The organism is Couchioplanes caeruleus (genome assembly GCF_023499255.1).
Lineage (GTDB): Bacteria > Actinomycetota > Actinomycetes > Mycobacteriales > Micromonosporaceae > Actinoplanes > Actinoplanes caeruleus_A.
Window position 1 is genome coordinate 2,860,794 of record NZ_CP092183.1, and the last position, 20,977, is coordinate 2,881,770.

The following is a 20,977-nucleotide window of genomic DNA, read 5'->3' on the forward strand; positions in this document are numbered from 1 at the left end:
AGTGCAGCATGACCTCGTACCTCATCAAGGGTGTCTCCGTGGTCGGCGGGAAGCCGGCCGACCTGCTGATCCGCGACGGTGTCGTCGCCGAGGGCGGCGGCAGGGCGGACGAGACGATCGACGGCGAGGGCCTGGTCGCGCTGCCCGGCCTGGTCGACCTGCACACCCACCTGCGCGAGCCGGGCCGCGAGGACGCCGAGACGGTCGAGACCGGCTCGCGCGCGGCGGCCCTCGGCGGCTACACCGCGGTCTTCGCGATGGCCAACACCTCCCCGGTCGCCGACACCGCCGGGGTGGTCGAGCAGGTCTGGCGGCTGGGCCGCGAGGCCGGGCTGGTCGACGTGCAGCCGATCGGCGCGGTCACCGTCGGGCTGGCCGGCAAGCAGCTCGCCGAGCTGGGCGCGATGGCCACCTCCGCGGCGAACGTCCGGATCTTCTCCGACGACGGCCACTGTGTCGCCGACCCGCGGCTGATGCGCCGCGCGCTGGAGTACGTGAAGGCTTTCGACGGGATCATCGCCCAGCACGCCGAGGAGCCGCGGCTCACCGAGGGCGCACAGATGCACGAGGGCGAGATCTCCACCCGGCTGGGCCTGACCGGCTGGCCCGCGGTCGCCGAGGAGGCGATCATCGCCCGCGACGTGCTGCTCGCCGAGCACGTCGGCAGCCGCCTGCACGTCTGCCATGTCTCGACCGCCGGGTCCGTCGAGGTGCTGCGCCAGGCCAAGGCCCGGGGGGTACGGGTGACCGCCGAGGTCACGCCGCACCACCTGCTGCTCACCGACGAGCTCGCCGCCAGCTACGACCCCGTCTACAAGGTGAACCCGCCGCTGCGCACCACCGCCGACGTGCAGGCGTTGCGGCAGGCGCTGATCGACGGGGTCATCGACATCGTCGCCACCGACCACGCCCCGCACGCCGTCGAGGACAAGGAGTGCGAATGGGCGTACGCCCGGCCGGGCATGGTGGGTCTGGAGACCGCCCTGCCGGTGGTCCTCAGCATCCTCGGTGAGAAGTGGGAGCTGATCGCCGAGCGCATGTCCCGCACCCCCGCCCGCATCGCGGGCCTGACCGGGCACGGCACCGACCTGGCGGTCGGCTCGCCGGCCAACCTCACGCTGGTGGACCCGTCCGCCCGCCGGGTCGTCGACCCGGCCGAGCTGGCGAGCCGCAGCCGCAACACACCGTACGCGGGCACCACCCTGCCGGGTCGCATCGTCGCGACCTTCCTCCGGGGAGAGCCGACAGTCCTGGACGGGAAGGCCGTCAAGTAATGAAACCAGCGATTCTCGTGCTCGAAGACGGGCGCACATTCAAGGGAACGTCCTACGGCGCCGAGGGGGAGACCTTCGGCGAGGCCGTGTTCACCACCGGCATGACCGGCTATCAGGAGACGCTGACCGATCCGTCGTACCACCGGCAGGTCGTGATCCAGACGGCTCCGCAGATCGGCAACACCGGCGTCAACGACGAGGACGACGAGTCCGGCCGGATCTGGGTCGCCGGCTACGTCGTGCGCGACCCGGCCCGCCGCCCGTCCAACTGGCGCGCCACCGGCGACCTGGGCGAGCGCCTCGCCGCCGAGGGCGTGGTCGGCATCAGCGGTGTCGACACCCGCGCGCTGACCCGCCACCTGCGCTCGCGCGGCGCGATGCGGGTGGGCATCTCCACCGTCGACCTCGACCCGGCGTCGCTGCTGGAGCGGGTGAAGGCGTCGCCGCAGATGGTCGGCGCCGACCTCTCCGCCGAGGTCACCACGCCGCAGCGGTACACGGTCGAGGCCGTCGGCGAGCACCGGTACACCGTGGCGGCGCTCGACCTGGGCATCAAGCGCAACGTGTCGCGCCGGCTGGCCGAGCGCGGCGTCACCACGCACGTCTTCCCGGCCACCTCGTCCATCGAGGACCTGCTCGCGGTGAGCCCGGACGCGGTGTTCCTCTCGCCCGGCCCGGGCGACCCCGCCACCGCCGACGGGCCGGTCTCGCTGGCCCGCGCGGTGCTGAGCCGCCGGGTGCCGCTGTTCGGCATCTGCTTCGGCAGCCAGATCCTCGGCCGCGCGCTCGGCTTCGGCACCTACAAGCTCGGGTACGGCCACCGCGGCATCAACCAGCCGGTGTTCGACAGGACCACCGGCAAGGTCGAGGTGACCAGCCACAACCACGGGTTCGCGGTCGACGCGCCGCTGAACACCGTGATCGACACCGACTTCGGCGGGGTCGAGGTCTCACACGTCTGCCTCAACGACAACGTGGTCGAGGGCTTGCGGGCGCTCGAGGTGCCCGCCTTCACCGTCCAGTACCACCCCGAGGCGGCGGCGGGCCCGCACGACGCGGATTACCTGTTCGACCGGTTCGTCGAGCTCGTCGAGAAGGTTGATGCCTGATGGCCAAGCGCACTGATCTGCGGCACGTGCTCGTGATCGGCTCCGGCCCGATCGTGATCGGGCAGGCCTGCGAGTTCGACTACTCCGGCACCCAGGCCTGCCGGGTGCTGCGCGCCGAGGGGCTGCGCGTCTCCCTGGTCAACTCCAACCCCGCGACGATCATGACGGACCCGGAGTTCGCCGACGCCACGTACGTCGAGCCGATCACGCCCGAGTTCGTCGAGATGGTCATCGCCAAGGAGCGCCCCGACGCGCTGCTCGCCACGCTGGGCGGCCAGACCGCGCTGAACACCGCGGTCGCCCTGCACGAGAACGGCGTGCTCGACAAGTACGGCGTCGAGCTGATCGGCGCGAACATCGACGCCATCCGCCGCGGCGAGGACCGCCAGCTGTTCAAGGACATCGTCGCCAAGGCCGGCGGCGACACCCCGCGCAGCCGGGTCTGCCACTCGATGGACGAGGTCCGCTCGACCGTCGCCGAGCTGGGCCTGCCCGTGGTGATCCGGCCGTCGTTCACGATGGGCGGCCTCGGCTCCGGCATGGCGCACACCGACGAGGACCTCGAGCGCATCGCCGGCTCCGGTCTGGCCGCCTCCCCGGTGCACGAGGTGCTGATCGAGGAGAGCGTGCTCGGCTGGAAGGAGTACGAGCTCGAGCTGATGCGCGACCGCAACGACAACGTCGTGATCGTCTGCTCGATCGAGAACCTCGACCCGATGGGCGTGCACACCGGCGACAGCGTCACCGTCGCACCGGCGATGACCCTGACCGACCGTGAGTACCAGCGCATGCGCGACCTCGGCATCGCGGTGCTGCGCGAGGTCGGCGTCGACACCGGCGGCTGCAACATCCAGTTCGCGATCAACCCGGCCGACGGGCGCCTGGTCGTCATCGAGATGAACCCGCGGGTGTCGCGCTCGTCCGCGCTGGCGTCCAAGGCCACCGGCTTCCCGATCGCGAAGATCGCCGCGAAGCTGGCCATCGGTTACACGCTGGACGAGATCCCGAACGACATCACGCTCAAGACCCCGGCGGCCTTCGAGCCGGCGCTGGACTACGTGGTCGTCAAGATCCCGCGGTTCGCGTTCGAGAAGTTCCCCGGCGCCGACGGCGAGCTGACCACCACGATGAAGTCGGTCGGCGAGGCGATGAGCCTGGGCCGCAACTTCAGCGAGGCGCTCAACAAGGCGATGCGCTCGATGGAGACCAAGGCGACCGGCTTCTGGACGGCGCCGACCTTCGAGGACGCCGACGCCGCGCTCGAGGCGCTGCGCACCCCGCACGACGGCCGGCTCTACACAGTGGAGGCGGCGCTGCGGCTCGGCGCGAGCGTCGAGCAGGTGCACGAGGCCAGCGGTGGTATCGACCCCTGGTTCCTCGACGAGATCCAGGCCCTGGTCGACCTGCGTGCCGAGATCCTCGCCGCGCCGGTGCTCGACGAGGTGCTGCTGCGCCGCGCCAAGCGCGCCGGGCTCTCGGACCGCCAGCTCGCCGCGCTGCGCCCCGAGCTCGCGGGCGAGGACGGGGTGCGCACGCTGCGGCACCGCCTGGGCATCCGGCCGGTCTACAAGACGGTCGACACGTGCGCCGCCGAGTTCGAGGCCAACACGCCGTACCACTACTCCTCGTACGACGAGGAGACCGAGGTGGCACCGTCGGACCGGCCCAAGGTGCTGATCCTGGGCTCGGGGCCGAACCGCATCGGGCAGGGCATCGAGTTCGACTACTCGTGCGTGCACGCGGTCATGGCGCTCAAGGGCGAGTACGAGACCGTCATGGTCAACTGCAACCCGGAGACCGTCTCCACCGACTACGACACCGCGGACCGGCTGTACTTCGAGCCGCTCACCTTCGAGGACGTGCTCGAGGTCTTCCACTCCGAGGACTCCTCCGGCAAGGCGGCCGGCGGCCCCGGCGTCGTCGGCGTCATCGTCCAGCTCGGCGGGCAGACCCCGCTCGGCCTGGCCCAGCGACTCAAGGACGCCGGCGTGCCGATCGTGGGCACCTCGCCGGAGTCCATCGACCTGGCCGAGGACCGGGGCGCGTTCGGCTCGGTGCTGGCCAAGGCCGGGCTGCGCTCGCCCGAGCACGGCACCGCCACCTCCTTCGAGGAGGCCAAGGCGATCGCCGACGAGATCGGCTACCCGGTGCTGGTGCGGCCCTCGTACGTGCTCGGCGGCCGCGGCATGGAGATCGTCTACGACGAGCCGACGCTGGCCGACTACATCGCCCGGGCCACGGAGATCTCGCCGGACCACCCGGTGCTGGTCGACCGGTTCCTGGACGACGCGATCGAGATCGACGTGGACGCGCTCTGCGACGCGACCGGGGAGGTCTACCTCGGCGGCGTGATGGAGCACATCGAGGAGGCCGGCATCCACTCCGGCGACTCCTCCTGCTCGCTGCCCCCGGTCACGCTGGCCGGTTCGCACCTGGCCGAGGTACGCCGCTACACCGAGGCGATCGCCCGCGGCGTGGGGGTGCGCGGCCTGCTCAACGTCCAGTACGCGCTCAAGGACGACACCCTGTACGTCCTCGAGGCCAACCCGCGCGCCTCGCGGACCGTCCCGTTCGTCTCCAAGGCGACGGCGGTCCCGCTGGCGAAGGCGGCGGCCCGGATCATGCTCGGTGCCACCGTGCAGGAGCTGCGCGACGAGGGCATGCTGCTGCGCAGCCGCGACGGCGGCGAGACCCCGGAGCACGCGCCGATCGCGATCAAGGAAGCGGTGCTGCCGTTCAAGCGGTTCCGCACGCCCGCCGGCAAGGGGGTGGACAGCCTGCTCGGCCCCGAGATGAAGTCCACCGGCGAGGTCATGGGCATCGACCCCGGCTTCGGCCCGGCGTTCGCCAAGTCGCAGGCCGCCGCGTACGGCTCCCTGCCGACCAGCGGCAAGGTCTTCGTCTCGGTGGCCAACCGGGACAAGCGCTCGATGATCTTCCCGATCAAGCGCCTCGCCGACCTGGGCTTCACGATCGTCACCACCGCCGGCACCGGTGAGGTGCTGCGCCGGCACGGCATCGAGTGCGAGATCGTCCCCAAGCACTTCGAGAGCCCGGGACGCAACGCGGTGGCGCTGATCGGCGCGGGGGAGATCGCGCTGATCATCAACACCCCGCAGGGCTCCGGGGCGAGCGCCCGCTCGGACGGCTACGAGATCCGCAGCGCGGCGGTCACCCACGACATCCCGAGCATCACGACGGTGCCGGGCGCGGCCGCCGCGGTGATGGGCATCGAGGCGCTCATGCGCGGCGAGATGTCCGTACGCCCGCTGCAGGAGTTGCACGCCGCCCTGCGGGAGAGCGAGTGACGATCTTCGAGACCGCCGTCCGCCCGGTGCTGTTCCGGGTGGGCGGCGGCGACGCCGAGAAGGCGCACGAGTTCACCCTCGGGCGCCTGGCCGGCCTCGGCTCCGGCACCCGTGCGCTGCTGCGCCGCCGGTACGCGGTCAGCGACCCGGTCGAGGTCTTCGGCGTCCGGTTCCCCAACCGGGTGGGCCTGGCGGCCGGCATGGACAAGAACGGCGTGGCGCTGCCGGCGTGGCCCGCGCTCGGCTTCGGCTTCGTCGAGGTCGGCACGGTCACCGCGAAGGCGCAGCCCGGCAACGACAAGCCCCGGCTGTTCCGGCTGCGCGAGAGCGAGGCCGTGATCAACCGGATGGGCTTCAACAACGCGGGCGCGGCGGCCCTCGCCGAGCGGCTGCGCGCGCTGGGACCGATCGGGGTCCCGCTCGGGATCTCGCTCGGCAAGTCCAAGGTGACGCCGCTGGAGGAGGCGGTCCAGGACTACCTGGCCTCCTACGAGTTGCTGCACCCGTACGCGGACTACATCGCGGTCAACGTCTCCTCGCCGAACACGCCGGGCCTGCGCACGCTGCAGGACAAGAGTGCCCTGGCGGCGCTTCTCGGTGCTCTCGTGGGCAAGGTTCCGGTGCTCGTCAAGATCGCGCCGGATCTCACCGAGCCGGCGATCGCCGAGCTGCTCGAGGTCTGCCTCGCGTCCGGCGCCGCCGGCGTGATCGCGACGAACACCACGCTCGGCCGCGAGGGTCTCGCCGGCCCGGACCAGGCTCGCGCCGCGGAGGCGGGCGGCCTCTCCGGGCGGCCGCTGACCGAGCGGGCCCGCAAGATCGTCCACTTCGTCCACGAGGAGACCGGCGGCCGGCTGCCGATCATCGGCGTGGGCGGGATCGTGGAGGCCGACGACGCGGCCCGGATGTTCGACGCCGGCGCCTCGCTGATCCAGCTCTACACCGGCTTCATCTACCGAGGCCCGGCGCTGGTCAGAGCGGCGGCCAGGGCACGCCCATGAACCTGCTCGCTCTCGACCGGGCACACGTCTGGCATCCGTACGGGCCCATGCCCGGCCGCGCCGAGCCGTACCTGGTCGAGAGCGCGCAGGGCGTACGCCTGCGGCTCGCCGACGGCCGCGAGCTGGTCGACGGCATGTCGTCGTGGTGGGCGGCGATCCACGGCTACCGCCACCCGGTGCTCGACGCGGCGCTCGCCGAGCAGGCGGGCCGGATGAGCCACGTCATGTTCGGCGGGCTCACCCACGCGCCCGCCGTCGAGCTCTGCCGCACCCTCGTCGAGCTGACCCCGGACGGGCTGGAGCACGTGTTCCTCGCCGACTCCGGGTCGGTCGGCGTCGAGGTCGCGATCAAGATGGCGCTGCAGGCCCAGCTCGCCGGCGGCCACCCCGGCCGGCGCCGGCTCGCCACCTGGCGGGGCGGCTACCACGGCGACACGTTCCACCCGATGAGCGTCTGCGACCCGGTCGGGGGCATGCACTCGCTGTGGACGGGCGTGCTGCCGGCCCAGGTCTTCGCCGGGCCGCCCCCGGCGGACTACGACGAGGCGTACGCGGCCGAGCTCACCGAGATGGTCGAGCGGCACGCGCCCGAGCTGGCCGCGGTCATCGTCGAGCCCGTCGTGCAGGGCGCGGGCGGAATGCGGTTCCACGACCCGCGGTACCTGCGGGTCCTCCGCGAGGCCACCGCGGCGCACGGGGTCCTGCTCATCTTCGACGAGATCGCGACGGGCTTCGGGCGCACCGGGGAGCTCTTCGCCGCGGGTCACGCCGGGGTGACACCCGACATCATGTGCGTCGGCAAGGCGCTGACCGGGGGATACCTGACGCTCGCCGCGACGCTGTGCACGCCGCGGGTCGCGCAGGCGGTGAGCGCCGGCAGCGCGGGCGGCCTCGCGCACGGTCCCACGTTCATGGGCAACCCGCTCGCCTGTGCCGTCGCAAACGCCTCCATCGGGCTGCTGACGGGCGGGGACTGGCGGGCCGGGGTGACGGGCGTGGAGCGGGGTCTGCGCGCCGGTCTGGAGCCGCTGAGGAGCGCGCCCGGTGTCATCGACGTCCGCGTCCTGGGCGCCATCGGCGTGGTCCAGCTGGACCGGCCCGTCGACATGGCGAAGGCGACCGCGGCCGCCGTGGACGCGGGGGTGTGGCTGCGCCCGTTCCGCGACCTGATCTACACGATGCCGCCGTACGTCACCGGCGACGCCGACGTCGCCCTCATCACCCGCGGGATCGCCGCGGCCGTGTCGGCCGCCTGAGCGGCTCCGCGACCCACTACCCGGGCCATCGTGGCGGCGCTGTCCGCCAGCTGACAGGAGAGGAAATCAGCCCCATGGAGACCTTTGGAAACCGGCTGCGCGCCGCCATGGACAAGCGGGGGCCACTGTGTGTCGGCATCGATCCCCACGCCGCTCTGCTGGCGCGGTGGGGGCTCTCCGACGACGTCGCCGGCCTGGAACGCTTCAGCTTTACGGTTGTCGAAGCACTGGCCGATCGGGTCGCCGTCCTGAAGCCGCAGTCGGCGTTCTTCGAGAGATTTGGGTCACGTGGCATCGCCGTTCTTGAGTCAACTATCCGACAGTCACGCGAGGCCGGTGCGCTCGTGCTTCTCGACGTGAAACGGGGCGACATCGGCTCGACGATGGCGGCGTACGCGGCCGCCTACCTGGATCCGGACAGTCCTCTGCGTGCTGACGCGATTACTGTCAGTCCCTATCTTGGGGTGGGCTCGTTGCGGCCGGCGTTCGACATGGCGACCGCTCACGGCGGCGGCGTCTTCGTGCTCGCGCTGACGTCCAATCCGGAAGGACCGGAGGTTCAGCACGCCCGAGCGGCCGGCGGACGGACCGTCGCGCAGACCGTCATCGACGAGATTTCCCAGCTCAACGGGGGTGCGACGGGTCTCGGAAGTTTCGGACTCGTGGTCGGAGCGACCATTGGGGACACCGGGCACGACCTCTCACGCGTCAACGGGCCGCTGCTCGCTCCGGGCCTCGGCGCCCAGGGCGGCGACCCCGCGGGGCTCGCGTCGATCTTCGGCGAGAGCCTGCGGAACGTGCTGCCGTCGTACTCACGCGAGGTTCTCTCCGCGGGCCCGGAAACGGTCGCGTTGCAGGCCGCGGCGGACCGCGCGGTGGCCGCCTGCCGGGCCGTGATCGGGTGAAACGGCCTGCTTACCAGGCTCGGCCGCAGCCGGGTGGGGGGTACCCCCACGTTGCCGAAACGGCCATTGACCGCTAGTTTTCCCGGCGCCGGGAACCACATGCCCCTTTGGTTCCCTGGCACACCACGTTTCACAGATGCGCCGGTATTGGACTACAGGCGCGATAGGGACCTGAGGAGAACTGGTGCCGCTCCCGTCACTGAGCCCCGAGCAGCGTGCAGCCGCGCTGGAGAAGGCTGCGGAGATTCGCAAGGCCCGGGCCGAGCTGAAGGATCAGCTCAAGTCCGGCAAGACCACCCTCGCCGCCGTGCTCGACCGGGCCGAGGGCGACGACGTCGTCGGCAAGCTGAAGGTTTCGGCCGTGCTCCAGGCGCTGCCGGGCATCGGCAAGATCCGGGCCACCCAGATCATGGAGAAGCTCAAGATCGCCGACAGCCGTCGCCTTCGTGGCCTCGGCGAGCAGCAGCGTAAGGCCCTCCTGGGGGAGTTCGCTGCGAACTGACTCACGGGCTCGTGTAGGAATGAGCCGTGAGCATGGATGACGACGCGCGCCCGGCGGCCCGACTCACCGTCCTCTCCGGCCCCTCGGGGGTGGGCAAGGACAGCGTGATCGAGCTGATCCGGGCGCGCTCGCCATGGATCAAGCTGTCGGTGTCGGTGACCACCCGCAAGAAGCGCGACTACGAGACGGACGGCGAGCACTACCACTTCGTCACCCGTTCGGAGTTCCAGCGCCTCGTCGACGGCGATCAGCTCCTCGAATGGGCGGAGTTCGCGGGCAACCTCTACGGCACGCCCCGCGCCCAGGTCGAGGGCTGGCTGTCGCAGGGCCGGCCGGTGCTGCTGAAGATCGATCTGCAGGGCGCGCGCCAGGTGCGAGCCACGATGCCCGACGCCCAGCTGGTGTTCCTCGCCCCGCCGAGCGTCGAGGAGCTGCGCCGCCGGCTGATCGGGCGCGGCACCGATGACGAGGAGACCATCCGCCGCCGCCTCGCCCACGCGGACGAGGAGCTCGCCGCGGAGAAGGAATTCGACCGTACGGTGGTCAACGACTTCGTCGAGCGCGCCGCGGACGAGCTGGTAGGATTGCTCGGTTCGTCATTTCTGACCCCCGCGCAGGTGCCGGAGTCCTAGAACCTCCCGCACTTCTGGACATCGCACCGGGTCGCCCGGGTCCTCAGTCGTCGTCGTTAGGACATGAATTCCGTGGGAACCATCGCCAACCCCGAGGGCATCACCAACCCGCCGATCGACGAGCTGCTCGACAAGACCTCGTCGAAGTACTCGCTGGTGATCTTCGCGGCCAAGCGCGCCCGCCAGGTCAACGCCTACTACAGCCAGCTCGGTGAGGGCCTCCTGGAGTACGTCGGCCCCCTGGTGGAGACCACGCCGCAGGAGAAGCCGCTCTCGATCGCGATGCGTGAGATCAACGCGGGTCTGCTCACCGCCGAGGCCACCGACAACCCCTGACGGCCCGACCCTGGCGGCCCCGAGATCACCGGTGGCCGGCGCCGCCGGGTTCGTCGCAGCCCGTAGGCCCGTTCGTCGGCGGGCTCCCGTCGCCAGACCCCATCGGCGACCCGTTCGTCGCCGCGGTCCCGGCTTCCGTGCCGCCTCATTGCTTCGCGCCCGCGTCCGCTTCTTGCGGGCGCGGGTTTTCCGTTCCGTGAGCGATTCTCCGTATGGGGGAATCGCACATCGAGGCCCGCGTCCTTCCCGTGCTCGCCGGTCTTACCCGCGGATTCAGCCCCCGGCGCTCCGCCGCCGTGCAGAGTCCGGTGGTCGCCGGTCCGTTGGCCGCCGGTCTGTCGGCCGGCGGTCCGTCACGCCGAAATTGTGTGGGCCGGGGATCCGGTGCCCGGGAGATCCGTCACACGGCAGGGTCTTCGCCGTCCGGCCGTTTGTCGCCGTCGGGCAGAATTGGCATCCGGCAGAGGAGGGTGGTCATGACCGAGGTCGTGCTCGGCGTCTGTGGCGGGATCGCCGCCTACAAGGCTTGTGAGCTCCTCCGGCTGTTCACCGAGTCCGGGCATGCTGTCCGGGTGGTGCCCACCGCCTCGGCCCTGCAGTTCGTCGGCGCCCCCACCTGGGCGGCGCTCTCCGGGCGGCCCGTCGCCACCGAGGTGTGGGACGACGTGCACGAGGTGCCGCACGTACGGATCGGCCGGCACGCCGACCTCGTCGTGGTCGCGCCCGCCACAGCGGACATGCTGGCCAAGGCCGCTCACGGCATCGCCGACGACCTGCTGACGAACACGCTGCTCACGGCGACCTGTCCGGTGGTGTTCGCGCCGGCGATGCACACCGAGATGTGGGAGAACGCCGCCACCCAGGCCAACGTCGCGACGCTGCGCAGCCGCGGGATCGTCGTCATCGAGCCCGCCGTCGGCCGGCTCACCGGCGCCGACACCGGCAAGGGCCGGCTGCCGGACCCCGAGGCGATCTTCGCGACCGCGCTGCGGGTGCTGCGCCGGGGCGCCGCCGAGCGCGGCGACCTGGCGGGGCGGCGGGTCGTGGTGACCGCGGGGGGCACGAGGGAGCCGCTGGACCCCGTACGGTTCCTGGGAAACCGGTCGTCCGGCAAGCAGGGCTTCGCCCTCGCCCGCTCGGCCGTCGCCCGTGGGGCGCAGGTCACGCTCATTGCGGCGAACGTCACTCTGGCCGTACCCGCAGGGGTGGATCTTGTCCGGGTCGGCACGACCGAGGAGTTGCGCAAGGCGGCCGTCGAGGCCGCCGCAGCGGCCGACGTCGTCGTCATGGCGGCCGCGCCCGCCGACTTCCGGCCCGCCGCCGTCGCCGGGCGGAAGATCAAGAAATCCGACGACGGTACGGCGCCCACGATCGAACTCGTCACCAACCCGGACATCGCCGCGGAGCTCGGCGCGGCCAAGCGCCCTGGTCAGGTGCTCGTCGCGTTCGCCGCGGAGACGCACGACGCGCTGGAGAACGCCCGCGGCAAACTCGCCCGGAAACGTGCCGACCTCATCGTCGTTAACGAGGTGGGTACCGACCTGGTCTTCGGCGCCGACCACAACACGGTGACCATCCTCGGCGCCGACGGAGCCACCGTGCAGCTCGGGGAACTCCCCAAAGACGATGTGGCGGATGCGATATGGGACCAGGTCGCCTCGCGTCTTGATCCGCAGGCCAGCGAGGATGGGACGGCGTGAGGCCGGGCCTGCGCCCCCCGCGCGGCGGTGACTACACTGCCGCGGAACGAACCTTCGACGAAATCTGAGGAGCACCGTGGCACGCCGCCTGTTCACTTCCGAGTCGGTCACGGAAGGCCACCCGGACAAGATCGCTGACCAGATCAGCGACGGTATTCTCGATGCCCTGCTGACGCAGGACCCGCGCAGCCGCGTCGCGGTGGAGACGCTGATCACGACCGGTCAGGTGCACGTGGCCGGTGAGGTCACGACGCAGGCGTACGCGGATATCCCGAGCATCGTGCGCGAGACGATCCTGGGTATCGGTTACGACTCGTCGAAGAAGGGCTTCGACGGCGCGTCGTGCGGCGTGAGCGTGTCCATCGGCTCGCAGTCGCCGGACATCGCCCAGGGTGTGGACAGCGCGCTCGAGTTGCGTGAGGGTGACTCGGAGCACGTTCTGGACGCGCAGGGTGCGGGTGACCAGGGCATGATGTTCGGGTTCGCGTGCTCGGAGACCCCGGAGCTGATGCCGCTGCCGATCGCCCTGGCGCACCGCCTCGCCCGCCGGCTGTCGGCGGCCCGCAAGGACGGCACGATTCCGTACCTGCGCCCGGACGGCAAGACGCAGGTCACGATCGAGTACGACGGCCTGCGCCCGGTACGCCTCGACACGGTGGTGGTGTCCTCGCAGCACGCCGCGGACATCTCCCTCGAGTCGCTGCTGACCCCGGATGTGCGTGAGCACGTCATCGCTCCCGAGCTCGAGGGTCTCGGTCTCGACACCGAGGGTTACCGGCTGCTGGTGAACCCGACCGGCCGGTTCGAGATCGGTGGTCCGATGGGCGACGCGGGTCTGACCGGCCGTAAGATCATTGTGGACACGTACGGTGGGTACGCCCGGCACGGTGGTGGCGCGTTCTCGGGTAAGGACCCGTCGAAGGTGGACCGGTCGGCGGCGTACGCGATGCGCTGGGTGGCCAAGAACGTGGTCGCGGCGGGCCTGGCGGAGCGGTGTGAGACGCAGGTCGCGTATGCGATCGGCAAGGCGCACCCGGTGAGCCTGTTCGTGGAGACCTTCGGTACGGAGAACGTGCCGGTGGAGCGTATCGAGAAGGCGATCCACGAGGTGTTCGACCTGCGTCCGGCGGCGATCATCCGTGACCTGGACCTGCTGCGCCCGATCTACCAGCAGACCGCCGCGTACGGCCACTTCGGCCGCGAGCTGCCGGAACTGCTGTGGGAGAGCACGGACCGCGCCCAGGACCTGAAGAACGCGGCAGCCTGACGGCTGCCGTACGGCCGGGCGATCCGTCGCCGCGGGCCACAGCGCATTGACGACGAAGCCAGATGCCCCGGCCATTGCCGGGGCATCTGCTCTTTGCCGGTCACCGGCCGCCGTCCCGTCGGCGGCCTTGTCTTCGTCTCTGGCACCGTCCTTGTCCGGGGCCCTGTCCTCGTCCGTGTCACCGTCCTCGTCGTCCGGGGGCGTGTCCGCGTCGTCGTCCTCAGGGGGCGTGTCCGCGTCGTCGTCCTCCGGGGGCTTGTCATCGGGTTCCTCCGGGGGCTCGTCGTCGTCCCTGCCCGGGAGGTCCTCGCCGGGCTCGTCCGGCGGCCCGGCGGCGGCTGCGCTGTTCGGCGAAAACGTCGTACCCCGGCGCGAGAATGTCCGGGTGACGGCGAAGAGCAAGGAACGCGAACCGGCGGCGGCGCTGCCGGTCGCCCGCGTCTGCGTCGACGTGCCGTTGCCGCACCTCGACCGCCCGTTCGACTACCTGATCGCCGCCGCCGACGACGCGGCCGCGCAGCCGGGGGTGCGGGTCAAGGTCCGGTTCGCGGGCCAGATGGTCAGCGGCTTCCTGCTCGAGCGGGTGGAGTCGAGCACGCACGCCAAGCTGGCCTTCCTCGACAAAGTCGTGTCGCCCGAGCGGGTTCTCGACCCGGAGGTCGCCCGGCTCGCCCGGGCCGTGGCGGACCGCTATGCGGGAAACCTCTCCGACGTCCTGCGGCTGGCCGTGCCGCCCCGGCACGCCCGCGTCGAAGGGCAGGCCACGACCGGCGCGGGGGCCGGGGGAGAGCAACCGGCCGGCGCTGAACCCGTCGGCGCAGAGCGAAACGCCGAGCCGGGTGGGGACGACCCGGTCGGCGATGAGCGAGTCGGGTCCGGAGCGGCTTCGGCGGTTGCGCCTTCCGGCGAGGGCGGGGTGGTTACGTCCGCCGATCCGAGCGGGGTGCCGGTGTCCGCCGATCCTGGCGGGGTGCCGGCGTCCCCCGATCCTGGCGGGGTGCCGGTGTCCGCCGAATCCGGCGGGGTGCCTGCGTCGGCCGGTCCCAGCGGTCCGGTTGCGCTCGCCGGGACCGATGACCTGGGCTCGGTCGGTGCCGGGCGCGGCGGTGAGTTCCTCTCGGGCTGGGCGGACTACCCGGCCGGGCCCGCGTTCCTGCACGCGCTCTCGGAGGGGCGGCCCGCGCGCGCCGTGTGGTCCGCGTTGCCGGGGGAGGACTGGCCCGCTCGGATCGCCGAGGCCGCCGCTGCCACCGTACGGGCCGGTAAGGGCGTTGTTGCCGTCGTTGCCGACGCGCGGGACCTGGAGCGGCTCGACCGGGCGCTGAGCAAAGCGCTCGGGGACGGGCGGCACGTCGCACTCAATGCCGCCGCCGGGCCCTCCGAGCGGTACCGGCGCTTTCTCGCCGCGAGCCGGCATCGGGTTCCGGTGGTCGTCGGGACGCGGGCGGCCATGTTCGCGCCCGTCGCCGACGTGGGGCTCGTCGTGATCTGGGACGACGGCGACGACCTGCACGCCGAGCCGCGCGCGCCCTATCCGCACGCGCGGGATGTGCTGCTCACCCGGGCTCAGCTCGCCGGGTGCGCTGCGCTTGTCGGGGGCTTCGCCCGTACGGGTGAAGGGCAGTTGCTCCTGGAGACCGGCTGGGCGAAGGAGATCGTGGCGACGCGCGACACGTTGCGGGCGCGCAGCCCGGCGATCGCGCCGACCGGGGACGATCCGCAGCTCGCGCGGGACCCGGGGGCGGCGACCGCGCGGCTGCCCAGCCTGGCCTGGCAGGCTGCGCGGCAAGCCCTGCAGGGCGGGGCGCCGGTCCTGGTCCAGGTGCCGCGCCGTGGCTATCTGCCGTCCGTCGCCTGCGCCGAATGCCGCACTCCCGCCCGCTGCCCGCACTGTGCCGGGCCGCTCGGGCTGGCCGGGGCACGTTCCGTTCCGACCTGCCATTGGTGCGGGCGCGCCGCCGCGGCGTACGCGTGTCCCGCCTGTGGCGGCCGTCGCCTGCGCGCCTCGGTCACCGGGGCGCGGCGCACAGCCGAGGAGCTCGGGCGGGCCTTTCCCGGCGTGCCGGTACGCACCTCCGGCCGCGACGAGATCCTCGACACCGTCCCCGGCGACCCGGCGCTGGTCGTGGCCACGCCCGGCGCCGAGCCGGTCGCCGAGGGCGGGTACGGCGCCGTCCTCCTGCTGGACACGTGGGCCCTGCTGACCCGCGCCGACCTGCGCGCGGCGGAGGAGACGATGCGCCGCTGGCTGTCCGCGGCCGCACTGGCCCGCCCGGCGCCCGCGGGCGGCCGCGTCGTCGTCGTGGCCGACGGTTCGCTCGCGCCGGTGCAGGCCCTGCTGCGGTGGGATCCCGGCTGGTTCGCCGCCCGCGAGCTCGCCGAGCGGCGGGAGCTGGGCTTCCCGCCGGCCGCCCGGATGGCGAGCCTCACCGGCAAGGCGGAGGCGGTGGCCGAGCTCCTCGACGCCACCCGCCTGCCACCGGGTGCCGAGGTGCTGGGACCGGTGCCGGCCTCGGACGACCAGGAACGGATGCTCGTCCGGGTGACTCGGGGCAAGGCGGCGGAGCTGGCCCGGGCGCTGCACGAGGCGGCGGCGGTGCGGAGCGCGAAGAAGGCGGCGCTGCCGGTCCGCATCCAGGTCGATCCGGCCGAGCTGCTCTGACACTCGAGCGCTCGCCGGAAGCTGACAGTGGTAGTTGATCGACAGGGGGTGGGCGGGTCAGCACAATGGAGCGATGGATGCCGCCGCCGCCATCTCGACCCTTCTCTCCGCCGGTGCCGGGCGGAACCCGTACCCGGCGTACGAGGCGCTGCGGTCGTACGGGCCCGTTGTCGCTCACGGCGGGGCGTTCTTCGTCTGCGGGTACGCCGCCGCCGATGCGATCCTGCGTGACCCGGCGATGGTCGCGTACGACTCGACGCTGCTGGACGCGCAGTGGTCGGACTGGCGGGCGAACCGGGGTGTCGCGCTCTTCGCCGACTCGATGCTGCGGCAGAACCCGCCGAACCACACGCGGATGCGCCGGCTCGCGTCCGGGGTGTTCACCGCCCGCCGGGTCGCGCGGCTGCGGGACGTGATCGTCGCCCAGGTCGACGAGGCGCTCGACGAGCTGGCCGGGCGGGCCGACGGCGGGGTCGTGGACTACATGACGCATCTGGCGTACCCGTTGCCCATCGGGGTGATCTGCGCCCTGCTGGGCGTGCCGACCAGCGATCGCGGGCAGTTCCGGCGCCTCGCCGAGGCGCTGACCGCGGTGCTCGAGGTGCGGTTCACCGAGGAGCAGGCGGTCGCGGCGCACAGCGCTGCCAAGGAGCTGGAGGACTACTTCACCTCGCTGATCGAGCTGCGCCGGCGGGAGCCGCGGGACGACCTGGTGACCGCGCTGGCGGCTGCGCACGACGCCGGCGGCGACAAGCTGACCGCCGACGAGCTGATGGGCAACCTGGCGTTGCTGCTGGTCGCGGGCTTCGAGACCACCACCAACCTGCTCGGCAACGGGCTGCACCTGCTGCTGCAACGGCCGCAGCACGCGGCGCGGCTGCGCGAGGATCCGGAGCTGGCCCCGGCCGTCGTGGAGGAGATCCTGCGGTACGACTCGCCCGTGCAGCTCACCGAGCGGTTCGCGGGGGCGGACGCCGAGGTCGCCGGGGTGCCGGTGCCCGCGGGCAGCGAGCTCATCCTGTTCCTCGGTGCCGCGAACCGGGATCCGCAGCGCTTCGCCGACCCGGACCGGTTCGACCCGGACCGCCCGGACAACGCTCCGCTGTCGTTCGGCGCGGGCGCGCACTACTGTCTCGGCGCGCCACTGGCCCGGCTCGAGGCGCGGGTGGCGCTGCCCGCGCTGCTGCGCCGCTTCCCGCGGATCGCCCCGGCGGGCGAGCCGACCCGCCGCGACCGGCTCACGCTGCGGGGATGGGCGACGCTCCCGGTCGCGCTCGGCTGAACCCGCCGGCCCGCCCAGCGGGGCCCGGCCCCACCAGCAGAGCCCGCGCGGTGAGGCGTGCCCGGCAAGGCCGCGCCTGCCTGGCAAGGCCGCGCCCACCCAGCGGGCCCGGCCCACCCAGCGGACCGGCTCGGCCAGCGGGCCCGGCCCGGCGAGCAGGGCCCGGCCCGGTGATGAGATCGGCCGGCGATGAGGCCGGCCGGCGGCTGCGGCCGCGCCCCGCGACGGGGATCGGCCCCGCGGACGCGTCCCGGCCCGGGGGGAGGGCCGGTCCGGCCGCCGGTGAGGCTCGCTGCAGCCGGTCCTGCCAGCTCCGTAGACTGCAAGGGTGTCCCACCGTACGGCGATCAGGAGTGGCATCGCGTGACCGTTCAGCCCATCCGTCTGTTCGGCGACCCGGTGCTGCGTACGCAGGCCGACCCGGTCACCGACTTCGACAAGGAACTGCGCGCCCTCGTGCGGGACCTCACCGACACCATGCTCGACGAGTCCGGGGCCGGGCTGGCCGCCCCGCAGCTGGGTGTGGGCCTGCGGGTGTTCACGTTCAACGTCGACGACGTGGTGGGGCACATCGTCAACCCGGTGCTGAGTTTCCCCGACGCGGAGGAGCAGGACGGGCCGGAGGGCTGCCTGTCGATCCCCGGCGTCTACGTGGACACGAAGCGACGGCAGAACGTCGTCGCGGAGGGCCTCAACGAGTACGGCGACCCGATCAAGCTCGTCGGCACCGGCCTGATGGCGCGCTGTGTGCAGCACGAGACCGACCACCTGGACGGCGTGCTGTTCCTGGACCGGCTCGACGCCGCCGCCCGCAAGGACGCGATGAAGCAGATCCGCGCCGCCGAGTGGTACGACGCCGGGAAGCCGCCGGTGGTCAAGACCAGCCCGCACGGCAGCGGCCTCTTCGGCCTGGGGCGGTGACCGGGTGCGCCTGATCTTCGCCGGTACGCCGGAAGTCACCCTCCCGTCCCTCGACGCGATCGCGGCGTCCTCCCATGAGCTCGTCGCCGTGGTGACCCGCCCGGACGCCCCGGCCGGCCGTGGCCGCCGGCTGGTCCGGTCGCCCGCCGGTGCCTGGGCCGACGAGCGTGGCATCGAGGTGCTCGCCCCGCAGCGCCCGCGGGAGCCGGAGTTCCAGGAGCGGCTGCGCCAGCTCGCGCCGGACTGCGTGCCCGTGGTCGCGTACGGTGCGCTCGTGCCGCCGTCGGCGCTGGAAATTCCCGAGCACGGCTGGGTGAACCTGCACTTCTCGCTGCTGCCCGCCTGGCGGGGCGCGGCGCCCGTGCAGCACGCCGTCCTGCACGGTGACGAGGTGACCGGCGCCAGCGTGTTCGAGCTGGAGGCCGGCATGGACACCGGCCCGGTGTACGGCACGCTCACCGAACGCATCCGTCCCGACGACACGGCGGGTGACCTGCTGGGCCGGCTCGCCACCGAGGGTGCCGGGCTGCTCGTGGCGGTCCTCGACGCGATCGAGGCGGGCACCGCGCGGGCCCACCCGCAGCCGGCCGACGGCGTCTCGACAGCGCCCAAGATCACGGTGGAGGACGCCCGCATCCGCTGGTCCGATCCGGCGTTCGCGGTGGACCGGCGCATCCGCGCCTGCACGCCCGCCCCCGGCGCCTGGACCACTCTGCGCGACGAGCGGGTCAAGCTGGGCCCGGTCCGGCCGGTGGCCAACGCCGAGCCGCTCAAGCCCGGCGAGCTGCTGGTCGAACGCACCCGCGTGCTGGCCGGCACCGCGACGACCCCGGTGATCCTCGGCGAGGTCCGGGCCGCCGGCAAGAAGCCCATGTCCGCGAGCGACTGGGCCCGTGGCCTGCGCATCAACCCGGGAGAGCAACTCCAGTGAGTGCCGAGGACCGTCCGGACAACAACGAGCGGCCGCCGGGCAGCGCGGATCGCACCGACCGTCCGGACAACAGCGCGCAGCGCCCGGCGAGCAGCGAGCACCGCGCCGGCCGTCCGGACAGCGAGCGGCCCCCAGCGGGCGGTGAGCACCGCGCAGACAGGGGGACGGACACCAGGGCGCACCGCGCGGATCGTCCGCACAACTCCGGTCGGCCGCGGCGCCCCGGCGGGCCCGGCTACGACCGGACGCAGAGCCGCGATGCCCGTTCCGGTCGCGCGCCGCGGGGCGGTCGGCCGCCGTCCGACCCGGCGCGGCAGGCGGCGTACGAGGCGATCGCGGCGGTGCATCGCGATGACGCGTACGCGAATCTCGTGTTGCCCGACATCCTGCGCGGCATGGGGCTGCACGGGCGGGACGCGGCGTTCGCCACCGAGCTCACGTACGGAACCCTGCGCGCGGTCGGCGCCCTCGACCGGATCATCGCCGAGGCGGCCGGGCGTGAGGTGTCGCGCATCGACCCGCCGGCCCGGGACGCGCTGCGGCTGGGGGCGTACCAGCTGCTCTTCACCAGGGTGCCCGCCCACGCCGCGGTGAACCAGACCGTGGACCTGGTCCGGTCGGTCGCGCCCGGCGCGGCCGGCTTCGCGAACGCGGTCATGCGCGGCATCTCCGAGACCAGCCTCGACGACTGGCTGGCCCGGGTGGCGCCGGACTACGAGCAGGACCCGATCGGCAACCTCGCCGTCGTGCACAACCATCCCGAGTGGATCATCCGGTCGTTCGCGGAGTCGCTCGGCGGCGACCTGGAGGACACCGCGCGCCTGCTCATCGAGGACAACCAGCCGCCGGTCGTGCACCTGTGCGCCCGCCCCGGCCGCGCCGACGCCGTGGACCTGGCGGACGAGGTGGGCGGGGTGCCGGGCGCGTTCTCGCCGTACGCGGTCTATCTCAACGGCGGCGCCCCCGGCGACCTCGCGGCCATCCGCGACGGCCGCGCCCACGTCCAGGACGAGGGTTCGCAGCTGGTGGCGGCGGCCCTGGTGGCGGCGCCGCTCGAGGGCCGCGACACCCGCTGGCTGGACCTGTGCGCGGGCCCCGGCGGCAAGACCGGCTTGCTGGGCTCGATCGCCGCGCAGCGCGGCGCCGACGTCACCGCGGTGGAGGTCGCCGACCACCGGGCCCGGCTGGTCGAACAGGCCACGGTCGGGCTGCCGGTCACCGTCCTGCCGACGGACGGGCGTACGGTGGGCCGCGATCCCGACCTGCCCGAGGAGTCGTTCGACCGGGTCCTGGTCGACGCGCCGTGCACGGGCCTCGGTGCGCTGCGCCGGCGCCCGGAGGCCCGCTGGCGCCGCCAACCGGCCGACCTGCCGCCGCTGACCCGCCTGCAGCGCGAGCTGCTCGTCGCGGCCCTGCGCGCGGTACGCCCCGGCGGCGTGGTCGCGTACGTGACGTGCTCCCCGCACATGGTGGAGACCCAGGTGACGGTGTCGGAGGGCTCCCGCCGCAGCGGCGTCGAGGTGGACTTCGTGGACGCCCGGCCGCTGCTGCCGCCCGGCATGCCGAAGATCGGGCCGGGGCCGACGGTGCAGCTGTGGCCGCACCGGCACGGCACGGACGCGATGTTCCTGGCGGTCCTGCGCCGCACCAGCTGAGCGGGTCGGGACGGTCCGCCCCGCTCAAGCCACTGCGCGGCTTGAGCCCGCAGGCCCGGGGCGGCCTGCGCGGCTTGGGCCAGGAGGCTCATGGCCGGTCCGTGCCGCACCGGCTGAGCGGGTCCCGGCGTACGGCAGCTTGTGCCGAATGCGGCGTACCCGGCATATCGCGTCCATGCCAGGTCGGCGGGTCGTCGCGACGCAGCGACCGGCCCGCCTGTCGATATCACGCTTAA

The 20,977-nt window shown here is 72.8% G+C and carries 16 protein-coding genes; all 16 read left to right on the forward strand.

Annotated elements, in window-relative coordinates:
- Window positions 1-8 precede the first annotated feature (8 nt).
- The 16 genes from COUCH_RS13410 to COUCH_RS13485 all read left to right on the forward strand — a co-directional run bounded on the left by COUCH_RS13410 (window position 9) and on the right by COUCH_RS13485 (window position 20,741).
- Window positions 9-1,274 carry a dihydroorotase gene (locus COUCH_RS13410; protein ID WP_249612406.1) on the forward strand — a complete coding sequence of 422 codons (1,266 nt, stop codon included), beginning with the start codon at window positions 9-11 and terminating at the stop codon, window positions 1,272-1,274.
- On the forward strand, window positions 1,274-2,383 hold the full coding sequence (gene carA / locus COUCH_RS13415; protein WP_249612407.1) for a glutamine-hydrolyzing carbamoyl-phosphate synthase small subunit: 1,110 nt from the start codon (window positions 1,274-1,276) through the stop codon (window positions 2,381-2,383). Before COUCH_RS13410 ends, carA begins: the two co-directional genes overlap by 1 nt.
- Window positions 2,383-5,691: a carbamoyl-phosphate synthase large subunit gene (gene carB, locus COUCH_RS13420; protein ID WP_249612408.1), complete on the forward strand. Its 3,309-nt coding sequence runs from the start codon at window positions 2,383-2,385 to the stop codon at window positions 5,689-5,691. The genes carA and carB overlap by 1 nt, the downstream gene beginning before the upstream one ends.
- On the forward strand, window positions 5,688-6,692 hold the full coding sequence (locus tag COUCH_RS13425; RefSeq protein WP_249612409.1) for a quinone-dependent dihydroorotate dehydrogenase: 1,005 nt from the start codon (window positions 5,688-5,690) through the stop codon (window positions 6,690-6,692). The genes carB and COUCH_RS13425 overlap by 4 nt, the downstream gene beginning before the upstream one ends.
- Window positions 6,689-7,948 (forward strand): adenosylmethionine--8-amino-7-oxononanoate transaminase, encoded by a 1,260-nt coding sequence (locus COUCH_RS13430; protein ID WP_249612410.1) that lies wholly within the window; start codon window positions 6,689-6,691, stop codon window positions 7,946-7,948. Before COUCH_RS13425 ends, COUCH_RS13430 begins: the two co-directional genes overlap by 4 nt.
- A 74-nt stretch (window positions 7,949-8,022) precedes the next feature.
- The gene (gene pyrF, locus COUCH_RS13435) at window positions 8,023-8,853 is read left to right on the forward strand and encodes an orotidine-5'-phosphate decarboxylase (protein WP_249612411.1); all 831 of its coding nucleotides are present in this window, start codon (window positions 8,023-8,025) and stop codon (window positions 8,851-8,853) included.
- 184 nt (window positions 8,854-9,037) lie between these two features.
- Window positions 9,038-9,355: an integration host factor, actinobacterial type gene (gene mihF / locus COUCH_RS13440; protein WP_071807771.1), complete on the forward strand. Its 318-nt coding sequence runs from the start codon at window positions 9,038-9,040 to the stop codon at window positions 9,353-9,355.
- Window positions 9,356-9,387: 32 nt separating this feature from the next.
- Window positions 9,388-9,987 (forward strand): guanylate kinase, encoded by a 600-nt coding sequence (gene gmk / locus COUCH_RS13445; protein ID WP_199513509.1) that lies wholly within the window; start codon window positions 9,388-9,390, stop codon window positions 9,985-9,987.
- 72 nt (window positions 9,988-10,059) lie between these two features.
- Window positions 10,060-10,323: a DNA-directed RNA polymerase subunit omega gene (rpoZ, locus tag COUCH_RS13450; RefSeq protein WP_015623990.1), complete on the forward strand. Its 264-nt coding sequence runs from the start codon at window positions 10,060-10,062 to the stop codon at window positions 10,321-10,323.
- A 476-nt stretch (window positions 10,324-10,799) separates the two neighbouring features.
- Window positions 10,800-12,023 (forward strand): bifunctional phosphopantothenoylcysteine decarboxylase/phosphopantothenate--cysteine ligase CoaBC, encoded by a 1,224-nt coding sequence (gene coaBC / locus COUCH_RS13455; protein ID WP_249612412.1) that lies wholly within the window; start codon window positions 10,800-10,802, stop codon window positions 12,021-12,023.
- 76 nt (window positions 12,024-12,099) lie between these two features.
- Window positions 12,100-13,290 carry a methionine adenosyltransferase gene (gene metK / locus COUCH_RS13460; protein ID WP_249612413.1) on the forward strand — a complete coding sequence of 397 codons (1,191 nt, stop codon included), beginning with the start codon at window positions 12,100-12,102 and terminating at the stop codon, window positions 13,288-13,290.
- A 385-nt stretch (window positions 13,291-13,675) separates the two neighbouring features.
- Window positions 13,676-15,952 carry a primosomal protein N' gene (locus tag COUCH_RS13465; protein ID WP_249612414.1) on the forward strand — a complete coding sequence of 759 codons (2,277 nt, stop codon included), beginning with the start codon at window positions 13,676-13,678 and terminating at the stop codon, window positions 15,950-15,952.
- 73 nt (window positions 15,953-16,025) lie between these two features.
- Complete coding sequence (locus COUCH_RS13470) at window positions 16,026-17,234, forward strand: cytochrome P450 (protein ID WP_249612415.1); 1,209 nt, start codon at window positions 16,026-16,028, stop codon at window positions 17,232-17,234.
- Window positions 17,235-17,597: 363 nt separating this feature from the next.
- Window positions 17,598-18,155 (forward strand): peptide deformylase, encoded by a 558-nt coding sequence (gene def, locus COUCH_RS13475; RefSeq protein WP_199513505.1) that lies wholly within the window; start codon window positions 17,598-17,600, stop codon window positions 18,153-18,155.
- Window positions 18,156-18,159: 4 nt separating this feature from the next.
- Window positions 18,160-19,086: a methionyl-tRNA formyltransferase gene (fmt, locus tag COUCH_RS13480; RefSeq protein WP_249612416.1), complete on the forward strand. Its 927-nt coding sequence runs from the start codon at window positions 18,160-18,162 to the stop codon at window positions 19,084-19,086.
- Window positions 19,041-20,741, forward strand: a complete 1,701-nt coding sequence (locus COUCH_RS13485; RefSeq protein ID WP_430640979.1) for a transcription antitermination factor NusB — start codon at window positions 19,041-19,043, stop codon at window positions 20,739-20,741. The genes fmt and COUCH_RS13485 overlap by 46 nt, the downstream gene beginning before the upstream one ends.
- Window positions 20,742-20,977: the final 236 nt, after the last annotated feature.